This window comes from Rhizomicrobium sp., from assembly GCA_037200985.1.
Taxonomy (GTDB): Bacteria; Pseudomonadota; Alphaproteobacteria; order Micropepsales; family Micropepsaceae; genus Rhizomicrobium.
In genome coordinates, this window is sequence record JBBCGJ010000001.1 from 3,347,491 (window position 1) to 3,366,851 (window position 19,361).

General features: G+C 67.0%; 18 protein-coding genes. 7 read left to right on the forward strand and 11 right to left on the reverse strand.

Translation table 11 applies throughout. The features are described 5' to 3' along the window. Nucleotides 1–59: 59 nt before the first annotated feature. Nucleotides 60–1,199 carry a serine hydrolase gene (locus WDN01_16385; GenBank protein MEJ0027605.1) on the reverse strand — a complete coding sequence of 380 codons (1,140 nt, stop codon included), beginning with the start codon at nt 1,197–1,199 and terminating at the stop codon, nt 60–62. 141 nt (nt 1,200–1,340) lie between these two features. On the opposite strand from WDN01_16385, the gene WDN01_16390 reads away from it, so the two are divergent. Continuing rightward, the gene (locus tag WDN01_16390; GenBank protein MEJ0027606.1) at nt 1,341–1,973 is read left to right on the forward strand and encodes a hypothetical protein; all 633 of its coding nucleotides are present in this window, start codon (nt 1,341–1,343) and stop codon (nt 1,971–1,973) included. Nucleotides 1,974–2,119: 146 nt separating this feature from the next. On the opposite strand, the gene WDN01_16395 is transcribed toward WDN01_16390, so the two are convergent. Together WDN01_16395 and WDN01_16400 are read right to left on the reverse strand one after the other, a co-directional pair. Further along, complete coding sequence (locus tag WDN01_16395) at nt 2,120–2,581, reverse strand: cupin domain-containing protein (protein MEJ0027607.1); 462 nt, start codon at nt 2,579–2,581, stop codon at nt 2,120–2,122. A gap of 15 nt (nt 2,582–2,596) precedes the next feature. Beyond that, nucleotides 2,597–3,106, reverse strand: a complete 510-nt coding sequence (locus WDN01_16400) for a DUF1993 domain-containing protein (protein MEJ0027608.1) — start codon at nt 3,104–3,106, stop codon at nt 2,597–2,599. Between the two features lie 105 nt (nt 3,107–3,211). Between WDN01_16400 and WDN01_16405 the strand changes: the two genes are divergently transcribed. Continuing rightward, nucleotides 3,212–3,955: a glutathione S-transferase N-terminal domain-containing protein gene (locus tag WDN01_16405; protein MEJ0027609.1), complete on the forward strand. Its 744-nt coding sequence runs from the start codon at nt 3,212–3,214 to the stop codon at nt 3,953–3,955. A 4-nt stretch (nt 3,956–3,959) separates the two neighbouring features. Here the strand turns inward: WDN01_16405 and WDN01_16410 are convergent, their stop codons facing one another. Together WDN01_16410 and WDN01_16415 are read right to left on the reverse strand one after the other, a co-directional pair. Further along, entirely contained in the window at nt 3,960–4,595 is a 636-nt protein-coding gene (locus WDN01_16410) for an HAD-IA family hydrolase (protein MEJ0027610.1), read from the reverse strand. Nucleotides 4,596–4,679: 84 nt separating this feature from the next. Continuing rightward, nucleotides 4,680–4,901, reverse strand: coding sequence for a hypothetical protein (locus tag WDN01_16415; protein ID MEJ0027611.1), 222 nt, complete (start codon nt 4,899–4,901; stop codon nt 4,680–4,682). On the opposite strand from WDN01_16415, the gene WDN01_16420 reads away from it, so the two are divergent. From WDN01_16420 to WDN01_16430, 3 genes are all read left to right on the forward strand, one after another. Next, on the forward strand, nt 4,882–5,661 hold the full coding sequence (locus WDN01_16420) for an MBL fold metallo-hydrolase (protein MEJ0027612.1): 780 nt from the start codon (nt 4,882–4,884) through the stop codon (nt 5,659–5,661). The genes WDN01_16415 and WDN01_16420 overlap by 20 nt on opposite strands. Then, nucleotides 5,658–6,446, forward strand: coding sequence for a glutathione S-transferase family protein (locus WDN01_16425; protein ID MEJ0027613.1), 789 nt, complete (start codon nt 5,658–5,660; stop codon nt 6,444–6,446). Before WDN01_16420 ends, WDN01_16425 begins: the two co-directional genes overlap by 4 nt. A gap of 156 nt (nt 6,447–6,602) precedes the next feature. Then, nucleotides 6,603–7,529, forward strand: coding sequence for a glutathione S-transferase family protein (locus WDN01_16430; GenBank protein MEJ0027614.1), 927 nt, complete (start codon nt 6,603–6,605; stop codon nt 7,527–7,529). A gap of 120 nt (nt 7,530–7,649) precedes the next feature. On the opposite strand, the gene WDN01_16435 is transcribed toward WDN01_16430, so the two are convergent. Continuing rightward, nucleotides 7,650–8,135 carry a PAS domain-containing protein gene (locus tag WDN01_16435; GenBank protein MEJ0027615.1) on the reverse strand — a complete coding sequence of 162 codons (486 nt, stop codon included), beginning with the start codon at nt 8,133–8,135 and terminating at the stop codon, nt 7,650–7,652. A gap of 198 nt (nt 8,136–8,333) precedes the next feature. Here WDN01_16435 and WDN01_16440 point away from each other — a divergent pair, with 198 nt between their 5' ends. Further along, a complete protein-coding gene (locus WDN01_16440) occupies nt 8,334–9,845 on the forward strand; it encodes a carboxylesterase/lipase family protein (GenBank protein ID MEJ0027616.1) in 1,512 nt (503 codons plus the stop codon). Between the two features lie 10 nt (nt 9,846–9,855). On the opposite strand, the gene WDN01_16445 is transcribed toward WDN01_16440, so the two are convergent. Further along, nucleotides 9,856–10,614: an alpha/beta hydrolase gene (locus WDN01_16445; GenBank protein ID MEJ0027617.1), complete on the reverse strand. Its 759-nt coding sequence runs from the start codon at nt 10,612–10,614 to the stop codon at nt 9,856–9,858. Between the two features lie 397 nt (nt 10,615–11,011). Continuing rightward, nucleotides 11,012–12,280, reverse strand: a complete 1,269-nt coding sequence (locus tag WDN01_16450) for an alkyl sulfatase dimerization domain-containing protein (protein MEJ0027618.1) — start codon at nt 12,278–12,280, stop codon at nt 11,012–11,014. 57 nt (nt 12,281–12,337) lie between these two features. Here WDN01_16450 and WDN01_16455 point away from each other — a divergent pair, with 57 nt between their 5' ends. Next, nucleotides 12,338–13,516: a class I SAM-dependent rRNA methyltransferase gene (locus tag WDN01_16455; protein ID MEJ0027619.1), complete on the forward strand. Its 1,179-nt coding sequence runs from the start codon at nt 12,338–12,340 to the stop codon at nt 13,514–13,516. 103 nt (nt 13,517–13,619) lie between these two features. On the opposite strand, the gene WDN01_16460 is transcribed toward WDN01_16455, so the two are convergent. The 3 genes from WDN01_16460 to WDN01_16470 all read right to left on the reverse strand — a co-directional run bounded on the left by WDN01_16460 (nt 13,620) and on the right by WDN01_16470 (nt 19,243). Next, nucleotides 13,620–15,074 carry a carboxylesterase family protein gene (locus tag WDN01_16460; GenBank protein MEJ0027620.1) on the reverse strand — a complete coding sequence of 485 codons (1,455 nt, stop codon included), beginning with the start codon at nt 15,072–15,074 and terminating at the stop codon, nt 13,620–13,622. Between the two features lie 193 nt (nt 15,075–15,267). Next, entirely contained in the window at nt 15,268–17,151 is a 1,884-nt protein-coding gene (locus WDN01_16465; GenBank protein ID MEJ0027621.1) for a potassium transporter Kup, read from the reverse strand. A 124-nt stretch (nt 17,152–17,275) separates the two neighbouring features. After that, complete coding sequence (locus tag WDN01_16470) at nt 17,276–19,243, reverse strand: potassium transporter Kup (GenBank protein MEJ0027622.1); 1,968 nt, start codon at nt 19,241–19,243, stop codon at nt 17,276–17,278. Between the last annotated feature and the right edge of the window lie 118 nt (nt 19,244–19,361).

The following is a 19,361-nucleotide window of genomic DNA, read 5'->3' on the forward strand; positions in this document are numbered from 1 at the left end:
AGTCTTGGCAGATTGCCGGTTTCCTGGATGCCCGCCGGCGCGGGCATGACAAAGGCGTTTCAGGCCAACGACGCCGCGATGGCCTTGAACAGGGCGAACTGGTCGGCGGTGCGGTAGTGCTCGGGCCTGGCGCTGCGGCCGTAATCGCGGAAGGCCGAGGTCTTGGCAATCACCACGCGCGCCTTCGGGTCGACATAGATGAACTGGCCGTAGATGCCGATCGCAGTGTAGGCGCCGCTGTCGTCCGGCACCCACCATTGATAGCCATAGCCCCAGGGCAGCGCCGCCGATTCCCGCACGCCGGGCATCACATGCGGCGCGTCGGGTGTCGTCGAATCGCGCACCCAGGCGGACGGCACGATCTGAACCCCGTCGAAGACGCCGCCGTTCAGATAGAGAAGACCGAGCCTGGCATAGTCTCTGAGCACCGCGTTGAGGCCGCCGCCCGCGAATTCGGCGCCCTTGGTGTCCACGATCCAGAAGGCGTCGGCTTCCATGCCGAGCGGCTCCCAGAGCTTGTCCCGCAGATAGTCCGTCAGCGCGCGGCCCGTCGCCTGGCGCACGACCATGCCCAGGACATGCGTATCGGTCGTGTTGTAGCGGTTGAAGGTGCCGGGCAGCCGGTCGGGCACGCAGCTTGCCGCGAAATCGTCGAACGAGGTGCCGTCCACCAGCAGGCGGCCGAAACGGTTGATGTCCGATTGGGGGTCGCTATAGTCCTCGTTCCAGCGCGCGCCGGACGACATCTGCAGGACGTCCTTGAGCCGCACGCCGTCATAGGCGCTGCCCGCCAGCGCGGGCGCGTAGCGGGTGACGGGATCTTCGACCGAGCCGATGGCACCTTCGCCGATGGCGATGCCGATCAGGGCCGAGACGAAGGATTTGCACACCGACCAGGATATCGACTGCGTCGTCGCGTCGTTGCCGAGCCAATATTCTTCGAACACCAGACGGTCGTCTTTCAAGACGAGCAGGCCGGTGGTTTCGACCTTGGCCAGAAGCTCCGCGGTGTTCTGCGGTTTTCCGTCGAATTCGAACGTCTCCGGCAGGGTCAGCGATTCGCCGCGCGCGAAGGCGGCTGGCTTCGAGGCGCGGCGGATCACTCGGACGGGATAGATCGAACTCATCGCGCGGAAATTCGCGGCCTGCTCCGCGCCGGAAAAAAGCCGTGTGTTCTTCGTCGTCCAGCGCGCAGCCATCGTCCCCCCGGTCTTTCGCACGGCGCATTGTAGGCCGCGCGAATGCGGCACCACCACCATTCCCCAGCGGAAAATCGACGGCCTTGCGCCCAATGCCCGCCGCAATCGGCGCGCAGATTTCCGCCGTTCCCGGGGGAGTTCATGCGCGCGTTTCTTTCGATCCTGATCCTGTTCGGCTGGGCCGCCGCGGCGCAGGCCGCGACGGTGAAGGCCGAGAACGGCCGCATCGTGGTGGACGGCAGGCCGATCACGGCGGGGCCCCGCGACAGCGACCCGGTGCTGTCGCCGGACAGCAGGCGCGTCGTGTTTAACCGGCAGGGCCCGGCCATAAAATCCTGCTCCTGGGACGGTTCGGAAAATACCGCCTTCGAGCTTTGGAGCGTCGGCGCGGACGGCAGCAATCCCCGCGCGCTGCTCCGCGCCCATCACGACGACAAGCCCCAGGCGACGATCTGCGGCTTCGACGACAAGCAGTTCTCGTCGGACGGCAGGCTGCTCTATTTCGAGACGCCGGCCTGGGCGACATCGGGGGCGCTGCATGTGCTGGACCTGCGCAGCGGGCGCCAGCGCTATGTCATGGCGAGCAACGGAGCGACCGTGCTGGCGCATTGCCGCGACCCGCGCTACCGCGACGATCTGATCGTGTCGCAGCATCGCTATTTCGTGTTCGGCGGCAGCTATGACTGGGCGTTCCTGTTCACGCCGGCCGGCAAGGAAGTCGGACCGCTCGGCGACGGCGATTTCACGTCCTATCTCCAGGATGTGTGCGGGTGACGTCCGCCAGCGCAAAATCGATCGGATAGAACCGCTCATTGTCATACCCGCGCAGGCGGGCATCCAGAGTTGCTTGCAGGCAAGGCTGGATTCCCGCTTTCGGGGAATGACAATCGGGAAGCGATTCAATCCGACTCAGCGCTGCCTCAAGATTGCGGATAGGGCGTGCCGTCCTTGTGGACGAAGCGGCCGTCGGAATTGGCGCTCTTCATGTCGATGTCGGAGCACGTCGTCATGTCTTCGGGCGCGCGCGACCCGACTTCCAGATAGATCGCCAGTGCGGCCGACCGGTTGATCATGTGATGGCCGTTGCCCGAGCCCTTCGGAAAGGCGGCGCAGTCGCCGGCTCGCAGCACCGTCTCGCCGCCGTCCTCGATCAGCGTCAGCTCGCCCTCCAGCACATAGACGAATTCGTCCTCATGGCTGTGCCAGTGGCGCTGGCTCGACCAATTGCCGGGCGGCAAGCGCATGAGATTGACCCCGAAATCCGTGAGGCCGCCGGCATTGCCCAGCCTTTGCCGCACGCGCTCGGCGCAAGGCGCATCGAAAGGCGGCGGATAGCCGGAGCCTTTGCGTTCCGGCGCGGCGGCGATGTCGATCTTCGGCATGGCGGCCCTCCCCGGCTATCCCGGAACGCCCATGAAATCGCGCTTGCCGACGTCGACGCCGACGCTGCGCAGGATGTTGTAGGCGGTCGTGTAGTGGAAGAAGAAGTTCGGCAGGGCGAAGCCGACCAGGAACGGCAGCGCCTTGAACGGCGCCTCGCGCGTGCCGAACTTGACGACGATGTCCTTGTCCTCGGTTCCGTCGATCGCGGCCTCCGTCGCGGCCTTCACGAAATCGATCGTCCGGCTCACGCGGCCCTTCAGGCCCGCCAGCGTGGTTTCGGCCGGAACGAAATCGGGCTGCTCCACGCCGGCGAGGAGCGCTATGCCGCGCAGGGCATGGATCGAGACCTGCTGCACCTGGACGTTCAGGGGATACATGTCGGGATAAAGCCGCGTGGCCAGCAGCACCGCCTGGTCGAATTTCCGGGCCTCGGCGAACGCCGCCGCCTTGTCGAGCACGCCGTCCAGCGCCCGCAGGTGGCGCAGGAAAACGGGCACGGAAATCTGGAACATAGAAATAGTCATGCAGTCCCTCCGGTTGTCTTTGCCGGCAGTCTAGCGATGGGACCGATGCGCGCAACGCGGGGCTGCGCGTGCTAAAGTGGGTTCAGGCAACATGGGAGACGCGCGATGCTCGAACTCTATTACTGGCCGACGCCGAACGGGAAGAAGGTCACCATCCTGCTCGAAGAGCTGGGCGTGCCTTACGGGATCAAGCCGACCAATATCGGACGCGGCGACCAGTTCGATCCGCAGTTCCTGAAGTTCTCGCCCAACAACCGCATGCCGGCGCTGGTCGACACCGCGCCGCATGGCGGCGGCGAGCCGATCCGCATCTTCGAATCGGGCGCCATCATGATGTACATCGCCGAGCGCGAGGGACGCTTCCTGCCCAAGGACCTTGCGAAGAAATACGACGTCGTGCAATGGGTGATGTGGCAGATGGGCAATCAGGGGCCGAAATTCGGCGAGTGGGGCCATTTCACTCGCGCGGCGCAGAACCCGGCGAATGGCGACCTCGCCTACGCCGTCGCGCGATTCACCGACGAGGTGCACCGGCTCTACGGCGTGATGAATCTCGGTCTGCACAAGAAGGACTGGCTGGCGGCGGGCGAATACAGCATCGCCGACATGATCTGCTATCCCTGGGCGAGCGGCTACAAGCTGCGCAAGATCGACATCGAGGAATTCCCCAATGTGAAGCGCTGGCTCGAACGCATGGAAGCGCGGCCGGCGGTGAAGAAAGCGATGGAGGCGGCGCTGCCGCCCGCGGCGGTCGAAGATCCGGCGACGCTGTCCGACGAGGAGAAGGCGCGGCGCGCCAAGCTCCTGGTCAACCAGCGGGCGACGCGGATCCCGCAGGAATGGGCCTAAGGCGTCAGGCGAGCGTCATGCCGGTCGCCGCTTCGAGCTCGGCGATGGCCTGGGCCGCGGTCTCGACCTTGATGGTCGTCATGCCCATCGCCTTGGCGGGCTTCAGATTGCCGCCGAGGTCGTCGAGGAAGACGCAAGCCGGCGGTTCGACGCCGAGCCGTTCGCACATCAGCGCGTAGATGCGCGGGTCGGGCTTGCGGATGCCGATCTTGGCCGATTCGATCACGACGTCGAACAGCTCCATGATCTCGCGGGCATAGAGCGAACGGCCCGCCGCGGTACCGCCCGCCGCGTTGTGCGGCATGTTGTTGGTGATGCAGCCGGTCTTGAACCGCGTCTTGATGCGGCGCAGCGCCTCGATCATCTCGGGGCGGAAATCGCCGGCCAGCAGCGGAAGCACGTCCCGGCCCGGGATCGCATGGCCGAGCACGGCCGCTTCCGCCGCGAACAGGCGGTCGAAGCCGTCGATGTCGACCTTGGACTGCTCGAACAGCGCCCAGGCATTGGTCTCGTGGTTGGCGGAGTTGATCCTGCGGATGGTTCCGACGGGGATGCCGCGTTCCGTTTCGTAACGCGCGAAGGCCTCGAAGGGCGAAGTGGTGAACACGCCGCCGAAATCCCAAATCACCGCTTCGATCATGATCTTCCTCAATCGTCGTCCCGAGCCCGCCGAAGGACCTTGCTTCAAAAAGCAGGGCGCGCCCTAATCGGTCAAGGTCCGGCATCAGACCGCGACGGTGCAGGTGACAGGATGACGCTTTCCTTCCGTAAGGCTTCGTATGAACCCGGCGTGGTCGATTTCGGCACCGGCGCCTTCGCCTATCTGCAGCCGGACGGCGGCTGGGGTTTTTCCAATGCCGGGCTGGTGACGGATGGCGGCGAGGCGCTGCTGGTCGACACGATGTTCGATACCGCGCATACGCGCGATGCTGGACGGCTTCGCCAAGGCGACACCCGCCAAGATCGGCACGCTGGTCAACACCCATCACAATGGCGATCACTGCTACGGCAATGGCTGCCTCGACTGCGAGATCGTCGCGACCGTGGGCGCGGCGGAGGCGATGAAGCACGAGACGCCGAAAGGGCTGGCGCAGTTCATGAAGGCGGCGCCGGCGCTGGGCCTGACCGGCGAATATCTGCTGCACTGTTTCGGCGATTTCGATTTCGAGAATTGCGCGGCGCGGGCGCCGGACACCACCTTCACCGGGCGGGCGACGCGCATGGTGGGCGCCAAGCACGTCGAGCTGATCGAGGTCGGCCCGGCGCATACCGGCGGCGATGCGCTGGTCCATGTGCCGGCGGACAAGACGCTGTTCACCGGCGACATCCTGTTCATCGGCGGCCATCCCATCATGTGGGCCGGGCCGGTGGCGAACTGGATCGAGGCCTGCGGGGCGATCGAGGCGATGGATGTCGAGACCATAGTGCCGGGCCACGGGCCGGTGACGGACAAGAAGGGCGCGGCGCGGGTGAAAGACTATCTCGTTTATATCCGGGACGCGGCGAAGGCGCGCTACGAATCGGGGATGGGCGCACTGGAAGCGGCGCGATCCATCGCGCTCGACGACTTTGCCGGCTGGGGCGACGCCGAGCGCATCGCGGTCAACACCGCGACGCTCTACCGCGAATTCGGATCGAAGGATGTGCCGGGCGACCCCGCCACGCTGTTCGGCTGGATGGCGCAATTGTGGAAGGACAGGACATGACCGTCATCGTCTATGAGCATCCGCTCAGCCCTTATGCGCAGAAGGTGAAGATCGCGCTGGACGAGAAGGGCGTCGCCTACGAGACCAAGATGCCGGCGGCGATCGGCACCGGTCAGCCCGATCCGGAATTCCTCAAAGCCAATCCGCGCGGCGAGGTGCCGGCGCTGATCGACGGGGAGACCCGCATCTTCGATTCGACCATCATCCTGGAATATGTCGAGGACAAATGGCCCGCGCCCGCCCTGCTGCCGGCCTCGCCGGCGGAGCGCGCCACGGCGCGGATCATCGAGGACGTGATGGACACGCATTTCGAGCCGATCAACTGGGGCATGGGCGAGATCCGCTGGTTCAAGCGCGCCGACGGCGAGCGCGCCCGCACCATCGAGGCGAACGCGGCGATGCAGGCGCGCGGCATCTATCAATGGCTGACGCGGCACCTCGGCGACCGGCCCTGGTTCAACGGCGAGAGCTTCGGCTGGGCCGATCTTTCGGTGGTGCCTTATCTCAACGGCGCGCTCGGCAGCGGCTTCGCGCCGGAGCGCGGCTCGGCGCTGAGCCGGTGGCTGGCGCGCGCCAATGAGCGGGCGTCGGTGCGCAAGGCGGCGCAGGCCGCGGCCGACGTGCTGGCGAGCATGAGCCAGGTCGCGGGCGCGGTGGAAAGCGGGAGGTTCAAGCGCGAATACCGCGACCATCGCCTGGAGTGGATGATCCGCTCCGGCGGCATCGACGTGGTGCTGGAAGGGATGAAGAAGAACAATATCCGGTTCTCGAACGAGTTGACGTGATCGGGATTGCATTGCGCGGAAACCGGTCAAAGCTCCGCTGTCACTCCCGCGAAAGCGGGAGTCCATGCCTGCCGCAAGCGATTCTGGATGCCCGCCTGCGCGGGCATGACAGTTTTTGTTTGCTCGAGCGTGCGGCCCTGACGGAGTGACGACGCCATGACGACCGACGAGATCATCCTGCACAATTATCCGAACTCGCCCTTCTCGGAAAAAATCCGCGTCGCATTCGGGATCAAGGGGCTGGCGTGGCGCTCGGTCGTGCAGCCGGTGATCATGCCCAAGCCGGACCTGATCCCGCTGACCGGCGGCTATCGCAAGATTCCCGTGCTGCAGATCGGCGCCGACCTCTATTGCGACACCCCGCTCATCCTGCGCGAGCTGGAACGGCGCTTTCCGGCGCCCAGCCCGTCGCCGCAGAACAAGGGCGCGCCCTATGCGATCGGCCTCTGGGCCGACCGGCAGATGTTCCCGGCCGCGGTCGCCATCATCTTCGGCGAGATCGGAGATCTCGTGCCCGAGGATTTCAAGAAGGACCGCGCGGCGATGAGCGGCGGATCGTTCTCCTCCGAGGCCTTGAAACGCGCCGTGCCGTTCATGCGCGACCAGTATCGCGCGCATCTGGCGTTCCTGTCCGACCAGCTGGCGGACGGGCGGCCGTTCTGGGGCGGCGCCCAGGCGGGGCTGGCCGATATCCACGCCTTCATGAATCCCTGGTTCGTCGCCAACGCCCTGCCGCACAAGGCGAAGGAGATGACGGTAGAGTTTCCCGTCATCGAAGCCTGGTACGAGCGCGTGAAAGCCATCGGGCATGGTGCGAAAAGCGATATGTCGCCGGCGGAGGCGCTGGCCGTCGCCAGGGCCGCGACGCCGACGGCGCAGGATGCGGCCGATCCGCACGATCCCAACGGCCGCAAGCCGGGCGACAAGGTGACGGTGGCGGCCGACGATTACGGCCGCGATCCGGTCGCGGGGACGCTGGTGTTCTCCAATGCGCGCGAGATCGCGATACGACGCAGCGATCCCGCGGTCGGCGAGGTCGTGGTGCATTTCCCGCGCGCGGGATTCACGGTGACGGCGGGATGACGCTGTCCGATATCGCGCGAATTCCAGACTGTCATTCCCGCGCATGCGGGAATCCATGCAGGCCGCAAGCGACCCTGGATGCCCGCCTGCGCGGGCATGACGGTTTTTTTGCGGATGCCCCTACGCGCTCTCGGCCCGCGACAGCGCCTTGGGCGTGAAGTAGGTGCAGGCGATGATCGTGGCCGGCTTCTTGATGCCGTTGGAGAGCGGCGCGGAAAAGCTCTCGCCGTTCAGGTAGGACACCCGCGGGATTTCGAAATAGCTCAAAAAGCGCATCGGCACGCCGCCTTCGAGCACCGCGTCATAGCCGGCGATCCAGCGCTTCAGCCGATCCGGCGGGATCGACATCTCGATGAACTGGCCGGTCTGTTCGCCGAAGCGCTGCGCCAGCGCGCTGCCGTAGAAGCGGAAGCGGTAGCTGGGGCGGCCCGACGGATGCGTCGCACGCTCCACGATGGAGACGTTGCGCAGGAACGGCTTCAGCGTGCGGGCGTCGAAATCGGCGCGGGACGGCAGGCCGCCGGCGGCCTTGGCCTTCTCGGTCCACACATCGCGGATCGCGTTGAGCTCGGGGCAATCGAAATTCAGGGTCGTGTCCGCGCGCATGGACCAACCTTCCTTGTGCGACAATGCATTCAGTGTTTCGGCCGGGTCTGCCATCGCCGCAGGTTGTGCCCAATCGGTAGCCAAAGTCTTAAACCGCCCGTTCGAATTTTCATTTCCGCAACGGTTTCGGGGCCTTGCGCGGCGGCACGGGCGACGGGATCATGACCGCAAACGTGGAAAAACAGGAAGGAACCCGACATGGACCAAGCCATCGCCGCGACCGTCGAAATCGCCTGCGGCAAGCTTGCCGGCCTGGCGCGCGACGGCGTGCTGCGCTTCAACGGGATTCCCTTCGCCAAGCCGCCGGTCGGGCCGCTGCGCTGGCGCCTGCCCGAGCCGGCGGAGCCCTGGGCCGGGGTGCGTGACGCCACGCGCTTCGGCAACATCGCGCCGCAGGTGGCAAGCGCCAGCGGCGCCGTCCTGGGCGGCACGCCGGGCACCCGGTCGGAGGATTGCCTTTATCTCAACGTCCAGACGCCGGGCTGCGACGACGCCAAGCGGCCGGTGATGGTGTGGATCCATGGCGGCGCCTTCAACACCGGGGCCGGCAGCGTCGGCACCTATAACGGCAAGTTCTTGGTCCCGCGCGGCGACCTGGTGCTGGTGACGATCAATTACCGGCTGGGCGCCTTCGGCTTCCTCAACCTCGCGGATGCGACGGACGGCAAGCTGCCGGGGACCGGCGCAGAAGGGCTGGCCGACCAGATTGCGGCGCTGGCCTGGGTGAAGGACAACATCGCCGCGTTCGGCGGCGATCCGGACAACGTCACCATCTTCGGCGAAAGCGCCGGCGGCATGAGCGTGGGCGCGCTTCTGGCCTCGCCGAACGCCTCAGGGCTCTATCACAAGGCGATCCCGCAATCGGGCGCGAGCGATATCGGCACGGCGCGCGAGGTGTCGGCGCGCGTCGCGAAGCTCGTGCTGGACAAGCTCGGCGCGGCCGATCCGCGCGCGCTGTCCTGGGAGGCGATCCTGGAAGTGCAGAAGGCGCTGCTGGACGCGCCGCGCGAAGTCGGCCTCGGCATGCCGTTCGCGCCGACCGTCGACGGGACGATCCTGCCCCGGCGGGCGATCGAATGCGTCGCCGAAGGCTCGGCCAAGGGCGTCGCGGCGATGACGGGGACGACGCGCGACGAGTGGAAGCTGTTCACCGTCGCCGCCGCCAATCTCAAGACCATGGACGAGGCCGGCCTGCGCAAGCTGACGGCGCGGCTGGCGGGTGAGGAACACGCCGACGCTATCCTGGCGGCAACCGCGAAGGGCACGCCGTTCGACCGCTGGAACGACATCATGACGGATCACAGCTTCTTCGTGCCGGCGACGCGCCTGCTGGACGCGCAGAGCGCGCACGCGCCGACCTATGCCTATCGCTTCGACTGGCCGTCGCCGTTCCTGGACGGCGCGCTGGGCGCGTGCCATGCGCTGGAGCTGGGTTTCACCTTCGGCACGTTCCGCCTCAAGGGCGCGGCGCCGTTCTTCGGCGAGGGCAAGGAGGCCGAAGCGCTGTCCGATGCGATGATGGATTCGTGGATCGCGTTCGCCAATGACGGCAATCCGTCGAACGACACGTCGGGAGCCTGGATGCGCTACGATTCGGCCAAGCGCGCCACGACGATCTTCGGCGACGGCCCGCCGCATGTGACGAGCGCCCCGAACGAGGCGCGCCGGAAGGCCTGGGAGGCCGTTCCGGCGGCCAAGATCGGTCCGTGATGCGCCGCGCCTAGTGCGTCGCCGCCTTTTCGATCAGCGCCGCGACCGCGCGGGGCTGCGAGATATAGGCGACATGGCTGGCCTTCACCTCGACCGTGTCGGCGTGGGAGCGCTTGTACATGAAGCGTTCGAGCTCGGGATTGATCGAGCGGTCCTGCGTCGCGACCATCGCGTAGCTCGGCTTGGTCTTCCAGGCCGGCGAGGTCACCGGCGTGCCCGCGGCCTTGCCCGACACGAACACCTGCGAATGGGCCATGAAGTCGGCGACGGAGGCTGGCAGATCGGCCGCGAAATCGGCATGGAACGCGGCCGGGTCGATGAACAGGAAGCCGTCCTTGGTGGGCGTGATCGCCTTGGAGGCCGGTGGGATCTTCGCCGCGAGCGAACCCAGGCTCTCTCCGGTATCGGGCTGGAACGCCGCGATATAGACGAGGCTCTTCACATGGGCGTTGTTACCGGCCTCGGTGATGATGATGCCGCCATAGGAGTGGCCGACCAGGATCGCCGGACCGTCGAGCGTATCGAGCGCGCGGTTGGTGGCGGCGACGTCGTCCTCGAGCGAGGTCTCGGGCGGCTGGACGATGCTGACATGGTAGCCGTCCTTCTTCAGGATGTCGGCCACAGCCTTCCAGCCCGAGCCGTCGGCGAAGGCGCCGTGGACGAGCACGATGTTCTTCACCGCGTTCGCGGGCGCCGCCGAGGCGGCAGGGGCCGCGCCGCACACGGCAAAAGCGGCGGCGACCGCCATAAGACGGGATAGCCTGATCATGAAAATCTCCTTTGGTCAGTTTTTGGAACGATAGGGATGCCGGAGGTCCGCCGATTGGACGATTGGCGCCGAATGGGACGTTTGCAGCGCGTTCGGCACCCCTCGGGGAAACGCCACCTTACGCCACGGCAAATTCCGCGAGCCATGCAATGCCGCTACGGCGGGCTTGCGCGCCGGCGGGGTTGCTCACCGGCTCGTGATCCGGGTCCGCCGCAACCCGTACTATCTCAGCCGCGCTCGGGGAGCACGACTGGAGTGGGCCATGAATCCGATAGTGAAATGGGGCGGCGGCGCGGTAGGCAAACGGGTTCGAGTCGATCCGAAGTAGCGATCGTCATCGCCCGGCTTATGCGGGCGATGACGACGTTTGAGCGACGAGTACCCAGATCAAAATATCTTACGCGAATGGCCTGCCCGCCCGCGCATAAGCCGCCGCCGAGTTGAAGATGTTGATCGTCATGAGGCTCGTCTCGGTGTCGGCGCGCTTTTCGTAAACCGCGGCGACGCGGGCCTGGACGTCGGCATCGCCCGGCGCGGCTTCGAGCGCGAAATCGGCCAGATGACAGGCCAGGCGGAAATCGCCGGCACCAGCCAGCGCCTCGGCGCGCTCCGCGAGCGTGCGCACGCCGCCGGCGAGCGCGGCGACCTCGTTCGCGAGTTTCGCGCGCGGCGCGGGCTTGAGCTCGCTGGGACGCCCGCTCCACCAGCCGCCATAGAAGCGGATGACGTTGCGCACCAGGAATTCGGTGTCGTCATAGACCGGCTGCAGCCAGGGCGAATCCGATTTCGGCAGCGCGATCCCCGTGACGATGTCGACATGCGGCGGCGAGCCGTTCTCCATCGCCGCCAGGGTGCGGGACACGACGGTTTCGAGAAACGCCGCCGTCTCGGTCAGCATGCGGGCGATCTTTTCAGGCTCGTCGATCACCGGGCCGCCATGGCCGGGACAGAATGACGCCGGCGCCTTCGCCGCCATTTCGCGCAAACCCTTGGCGCGTTCCCACGGATAGCGCTGGACCTTCTGCGGATTGCCGTCGTTCGGTACCGCCCAGATGAAAAGATCGCCGGGGCACAGCACGCGCCGCGCCGGCGCGTAGACCCAGGTGTGATCGTCGGTCTCGCCCTTGCAGTGATGCAGTTCGAAGCGCTCGCCGCCGACGGTGACGGCCATGCGGTCTTCGTAGAGCGTGTCGGGCGGGATCGGCGGCTGGCCGAAAGCGGCATAGGCGTCGGCGCTCTGCGCCTCCACCGTGCCGCCGAACTGGCGGGCGTTGAGCGCCGCATTGTGCCGCGCCGTCGCGGCATAGCGCGCGAAGCGGGCCGGCATCGCCGCATGGGCGATGACGCGCGGTTTTTTCTGTCCCGGAAGAAGAAAACGGTCGAGGCCATAGGCGTGGTCGACATGGCCATGGGTGTAGATCGCGGTGTGCACCGGCGCCTGCGTCTTCTGCCGCAGCATGGCGGCGAGCATCGGCGCGAACTGTTTCGTGCCGGTGTCGACCAGGACGAGGCCCTCGTCGGTCTCGAAGGCGGTGCAGCCGGAGAATTGCGAGGCGAACCAGGTGCGCGGCGCGATATCGATGGGCCCGCCGGTCCAGAAGAACTTCGCCTCCTCCGGACTCTTGCCCCGCATGCTGCCGAATTTCATTGCCGGATTCACTGCCATGTTCCGCCCCTGACGATTGTTTGGTGTTTTGTGCCGGGGTTCATGCTAACGCGGGCCATGACAAGCCACAAAACCGTCAAGCTGAAGCCGAAAGAAGGCCGCCGCGCCCGCGCCGGCGCGCCGTGGATCTTCTCCAACGAAATCCAGATGGACGCCGCGGCGAAGGCGCTGGCGCCCGGCAGCGTCGTCAACATCCTGTTCGATGACGGCCAGCCGCTCGGCACCGGCTATTTCAACCCGAAGAGCCTGATCGGGCTGCGCGTGCTGGACAAGGCGGTCGACACCGTCATCGGCACCGGTTTCTTCGTGCGCCGGCTGGAGCGGGCGCTGGCGCTGCGCAGCGCGCTCTATGCGCGGCCGTTCTACCGGCTGGTGCATGCCGAGGGCGACGGGTTGCCGGGGCTGACCATCGACCGGTTCGGCGACAGCCTTGTGGCGCAGATCACCACGGCGGGAATGGAGGCGCTGACCGAGCCGCTTCTGAAGGCGCTCGACAAGGTGCTGGAGCCGGCGAACGTCATCCTGCGCAACGACGCGCCGTCGCGGGTTCTGGAAGGGCTCGACGAGCATGTCCGCGCCGCCAAGGGCGAGGCGGGGCGCATCGCGGTCGAGGAGAACGGCGCGCGCTATTTCGCCGATCTCGGCGCCGGGCAGAAGACCGGCTGGTACTACGACCAGCGCGACAACCGCGCCTTCCTGGCGTCGCTGGCGAAGGGGCGGACGGTGCTCGATGCCTATAGCTACACCGGCGGCTTCGGCATCGCGGCGGCCAAGGCGGGCGCGGCGGAAGTGATCTGCCTCGATTCATCGGCGCCGGCACTCGCGCTCGCCGAAGAGTCCGCGGCGGCGAACGGCGTGCGGGTGAAAGGCGTCAAGGCCGATGTGTTCGAGGAACTGGAGCGGCTCGCGGCGGCGAAGGAAACGTTCGACATCGTGGTGGCCGATCCGCCGCCCTTCGTGCGGGCGAAGAAGGACCTGGAGCCCGGCGCCAAGGCCTATCGCAAGCTGGCGAAGCTCGGCGCAGACGTGACGGCGCCGAACGGATTCCTCGCGCTGGCCTCGTGCTCGCACAACATCCCGATGGAGCGCTTCGCGAGCGAGTGCGCCGCGGGCATCGCGCGCGCCGGGCGCAGGGCGGCGCTGATCCGCCAGGCCGGCGCGGGGCCGGACCATCCGGTGCATCCGATGCTGCCGGAGACGGCGTATCTCAAGGCGCTGGTGTACGCGCTGGATTGAGCCCGGCCGCTTCCGGAGTGTCATTCCCGCGTAAGCGGGAATCCAGCCTTGGCCGCAAGCGACTCTGGATGCCCGCCTGCGCGGGCATGACAATCTTTTTAAATCACGGCCGCCGCACCGCATCGAACTCCGTCTTGCGGAAGTTCGCGACCGGGTGCGGGTGATCGTCGATGACCAATGTCTGCGGCGCGGCGCCTTCGAATTTCGGCCATGGCGGCAGGCCGGCGCCGTTGGGATCGCCGGTCTTGGCGAAATTCGTCCAATAGGACTGCATCGCCTGGCTTATCGCGGTGTCCTGCGGCGGGGCGAAGGCTGCCAGGGGACCGAAGCCGAAGATGAAGATCATCTCGCCGCCATGCGGCACGCCGGTCAGGCCGCGGCGCCGCGCCAGATCGGCCAGGAAGCCGAAGCGATAGACATAGGCGGGTAAGCCGGCGCGCGACACGGCAGTCGCGAGCGCCGCGGCGGGACCGGCGAGGAACTTGTCGCTGAAGACCAGGCGATGGAAGGCATCATCGCTCAGCTTGCCGTCCGTCTCGTACAGCGCGCGCACCGCATCGCGCCGGGCGCCCAGCGCTGCGTCGAGCCAGCCGGCATCGCCGGCGCCGAGCAGCGCGCCTTCGTCGCTGTTGGTGCCGGCGAGATAGGGCATGGCGGCAAAGCGGCCGGCGGCGAACGCGTCCACGATTTCTTCGGTGAGAACGTGCCCGTCGACGACCGGGCCGGATTCGTCGTCGCTCACGACCCGGTCGGCGCCGACGGCGCGCAACGTTGTCAGCGCGTCGGGGCCGGTGGCGTTCAGCCGGACGGCGAACGCCTGCGCGGCGGCGCGGGCTTCGGCCAGGGTGTCGGTCTTGAACAGGCCGGCGGATTCGCCGATCGCCTTGGCGAACAGGCCTTTCGCGAGCGGCGAGACCATCAGCGCATCGACGCTGACGCCGCCCGCGGATTCGCCGAACACGGTGACGTTGCCGGAATCGCCGCCGAACGCGGCGATGTTGCGCTTGATCCATTGGAGCGCCGCGATCTGATCGAGCAGGCCGAAATTCACCTCTTCGAGTCCCGGATAGGCGAAGAAGCCGAGTCGGCCGAGGCGATAGTTGATGCTCACCAGAACGACGCCGTGCCGCGCCAGCGCGGCGCCGTCGAACCGCGGCACGGAGGACGCGCCCTGGGTGAAGCCACCGCCATGGATCCACACCATGACGGGAAGCTTTGCCGAGCGGGTCTCGGGCGTCCACACGTTCAGCGTCAGGCAGTCCTCGCTCTGCGGAAGATTGGCGTGGACGAGGAGGCCCTCGGTCGGATGCTGCGGGCAGATGGGACCGAAGGCGGTCGCATCGCGGGTGCCCGGCCAATGCAGTGCGGGCTTGGGCGCGCGCCAGCGCAGCGGACCGACCGGCGGCGCGGCGTAGGGAATGCCCTTGTAGGCGTCGATGCCGTCGCCGCCGACGCCCGACAGCACGCCCTGTTCGACGACGACGGTTGGCGCGGCGAAGGCCGGCAGCGCCGACACGGTCGCGATGAGCAGTCCCAGGACGGCGGAGCGGATTTTCATGGGCCTGTTCGATGGGTGCTGCGGGCGGATAACGATTGTAGCAGGGGATTCCGGCGCCAACTAAGTAAGGTTTGCCATGCCCCGCGAATGCGGGGCACCCGGTTGGAGCCTGCACATTCGTTGCAAGGTTTCACCTGGGTCCGCCGCATTCGCGGCGGATGACGGCATGGATTTCGACGGGACGTGCCAAGATTCAAATCGTGATCTGCGTGCCCAGTTCCACCACGCGGTTGGGCGGGAGCTGGAAGAAGCGCGCGGGCGAGAGCGCGTTGGTCGCCAGCCATGTGTAAAGCGCGATGCGCCAGCTCTTGAGGCCGGGATGCTCGCCCGCGACCAGCGTCTCGCGGCCGAGGAAATAGGTGCAGGTCTCCGGCTCCAGCGGCAGGCCATAGGCGCGGCAGCGGGTCAGCGCCTCGGGCACGTCGGGGAATTCGAAGAAGCCGAAGCGGATCTTCACCTCGAAGAAGCCCTTGCCGAGCTTCTTCACCTCGACACGGCGGGTAAGGGGAACAAACGGCACGTCGTCGACCGCGATCGAGGTCAGGACCACGCGCTCGTGCAGCACGTGATAGTGCTTGAGGCTGTGCAGCATCGGGCCCGGCGTCACGTCGGTGCGGGCGGCGAGGAAGATGGCGGTGCCGGCGACGCGCTCCGCCGGGGCGCGGGCGAGGAAGAGATCGATGGGAAGCGTTCCGTCGCGCAGATGCTCCAGATGCACCCGCCGGCCGACGCGCCAGGTGTCGATCAGGACGAATACCAGCGCCGCCATCGCAAGGGGCAGCCAGCCGCCCTGCACCACCTTCAGCGTATTGGCCGAGAGGAAGGCGAGATCGACGAGGCCGAGCGTGCCGAACACCGCGATCACCACCGGCAGGCGCCAGCGCCAGCGCCGGACCGCGACCACGGCGACCAGGAAGGTCGAGATCACCATCACGCCGGTCACCGCGATGCCATAGGCCGCGGCCAGGGCGTCGGAGGTCTTGAAGATCAGCACGATCAGCACGACGCCGACCGCGAGCATCGTGTTGATGCGCGGCACGTAGATCTGGCCCAGCTGGGTCGCGGAGGTGTGGCGGATCTCCATGCGCGGCACCTGGCCCAACTGAACCGCCTGGCGGGTGATGGAAAAGACGCCGGAGATCACCGCCTGGCTGGCGATCACCGTGGCCATGGTGGCGAGCGCAACGACCGGGTAATGCGCCCAGTGCGGTGCGAGCGCGTAGAAGGTATTGGCGGTGGCGCGCGGATCGGAAAGCACCACCGCGCCCTGGCCGAAATAGTTCAGCAGCAGCGCGGGGAAGGCGAAATAGAGCCAGGCATTGCGGATCGGTCCGCGCCCGAAATGGCCCATATCGGCATAGAGCGCCTCGCATCCTGTCACGGCCAACACCACCGAGCCGAGCGCGACGAATGCGGTCCAGGGCTCGCGCGCGAACAGCGCATAGCCGTAATAGGGATTGATGCATTCGAGGATCTGCGGATTGTGCGCGATGGCGGCGGCGCCCAGTGCCGCCATCACCACGAACCACACCACCATGACGGGGCCGAACATCTTGCCGATGCGCTCGGTGCCGAAACGCTGCAGCAGGAACAGGCCGATCAGGATGGCGAGGGTCAGGGGCAGGATCAGGTGCTTCAGGCCGGCGCTTTCGACGCCCAGGCCCTCGACCGCCGAGAGCACCGAGATCGCGGGCGTCAGCATGCCGTCGCCGTAGAACAGCGCGAGGCCGGCGAGCGAGACCAGCGCGATGGCGGTCTTGAGGCGGCGGCCCAGCCCCGAGGAGCGATGCGCCAGCGCCGCCAGCGCCATGACGCCGCCCTCGCCATTGTTGTCGGCGCGCATGATGAAGACGACGTATTTGACCGTCACCACGATCACGAGCGACCAGAAGATCATCGAGAGCGCGCCGAGGACGGCGAAAGGCCCGGGCGAAAGGCCGCCGGCCGCGATCACCGACTGCTTCACCGCGTAGAGCGGGCTGGTGCCGATGTCGCCGAAGACGACGCCCAAGGCGCCGAGCGTCAGGCCGGCTTCGCGCCGCCAGCCGGTCGGCGATGCGATCGCGGCCGCTGTCATCGAGTCGTCGCAACGTCCCGACTGTCATTCCCGCGGAGGCGGGAATCCACGGCCGGCCCAAGCGACTTTGGATGCCCGCCTTCGCGGGCATGACAATGGAAAGTGGACGCGACGAACCCCGTCATCAGATCGTCACCTGCGTTCCGAGCTCGACGACGCGGTTGGGGGGCAGGTGATAGAACCGCGCCGGCGACAGCGCGTTGGATGCAAGCTGCATGTAGAGCCAGGTGCGCCAGCGGCCGAGCACCGGATGCTCGGCGGGCACCAGCGTCTCATGGCCGATGAAGAAGGTCGCGGTCTCCACATCCACCACGATGCCGAAGGGCCGCGCCTCGGACAAGGCGCGCGGCACGTCCGGCGTCTCGAAGAAGCCGTGATGGATCTTCACCGAATAGAAGCCCTTGCCGAGCTTCTCGACCTCCAGACGCTTCTCCGGCGGGACCAGCGGCTGATCCTCGACCATCACATTGCAGAGGATGACCCGCTCGTGCAGCACCTTGTTGTGCTTGAGGTTGTGCAGCAGGGCGCCCGGCATGACGTCGTTGCGCGAACTCATGAACACGGCGGTGCCGGCGACGCGCGTGGTGAACTTGTCGGCCCGCTCCAGGAACAGGCTGAGCGGCATGGATTCGCTGCGGATGCGCTCCTGATGGGCCCGGCGGCCGATGCGCCAGGTCTCCATCACCAGGAACACGCCGGCGGCGATGGCGAGCGGCAGCCAGCCGCCTTGCGGGATCTTGAGCAGGTTGGAGAGCAGCATCGTGACGTCGATCAGCGCCAGGAGGCCGAACACGCCGAAAGCGAGCTTCAGGCCCCAATGCCATTGCCGCGCCGCCACCAGGCTGACATGGAAGGTGTCGATCACCATCACGCCGGTCACCGCGATGCCGTAGGCGGCGGCGAGGTTGGACGAGTTGCGGAAGGTCAGGACGATCAGGACGACGCCGATCAGCAGGAGCGCGTTCATGCGCGGCACGTAGATCTGGCCGTAATCGGTCATCGAGGTGTGGCGGATCTCCATGCGCGGGAGCTGGCCGAGCTGCACCGCCTGGCGGGTGATCGAGAACACGCCCGAGATCACCGCCTGGCTGGCGATGATGGTCGCCAGCGTCGCCAGCGCCACCAGCGGATAATGCGCCCAGGCGGGCGCCATCGAGTAGAAGGCGGTGGCGGCATGATGCGGATTGATCAGCAGCGAAGCGCCCTGGCCGAAATAGTTCAGCACCAGCGCCGGCAGCGCCACGATGAACCAGGCGGCGCGGATCGGCCGGCGCCCGAAATGGCCCATGTCGGCATAGAGCGCCTCGCACCCTGTCACCGCCAGGACGACCGACCCGAGCGCGACGAAGGCGGTCCAGGGCTCGCGCACGAACAGCATGATGCCGTAATAGGGATTGAGCGCGGTCAGGATGATCGGCGCGCGGACGATCCAGCTCACGCCCAGGATCGCCAGGACCGCGAACCACACCACCATGACCGGACCGAACAGCCGCCCGATGCGCGCCGTGCCGCGGCTCTGGATGAGGAACATGCCGATCAGGATCGCCAGGGTCAGCGGCAGCACGAACGGCTCGAGCGAATGACGCCCGACCGTCAGGCCTTCCACCGCCGAAAGCACCGAGATCGCCGGCGTCAGCATGCCGTCGCCGTAGAACAGCGCCAGTCCCAGGATGGCGCCGAAACCGATCATCGCCTTGACGCGGCGGCCGAGCCGGGCCGAACGGTGCGCCAGCGTGGCCAGCGCCAGCACGCCGCCCTCGCCATTGTTGTCGGCGCGCATGATGAGGACGACGTATTTCAGCGTCACGATAATGACCAGCGCCCACAGGATGAGCGACAGCGCGCCGAAGATCGCGAGCTCGGCCGGCATGGCGCCGACCTTGGTGGTGGCGAGCACCGTCTCGCGCATCGCGTAGAGCGGGCTGGTGCCGATATCGCCGAAGACGACGCCGAGCGCGCCCAGCGTCAGCACCGCGTCGCGCTTGAGCGAGCGCGGCCCCTCGGCCACCGGTGGCGCGTGCACGGCGGGCACGTCGATGCCGGCGAGGGGATCGTTCGCCGAAACCGAGGCGAGGCGTTCTGGCTGGCTCACGGGGTTGGCTTAGGGCTCATCCGGTGGGGCGGTAACGCGAAGCTGGCCTTCAAGGTTTGCAACGCTCTCGCCCCTTTCGGGCGGGACTCGCGACAAAAGTTCCGTGCCGCGAGGGGCG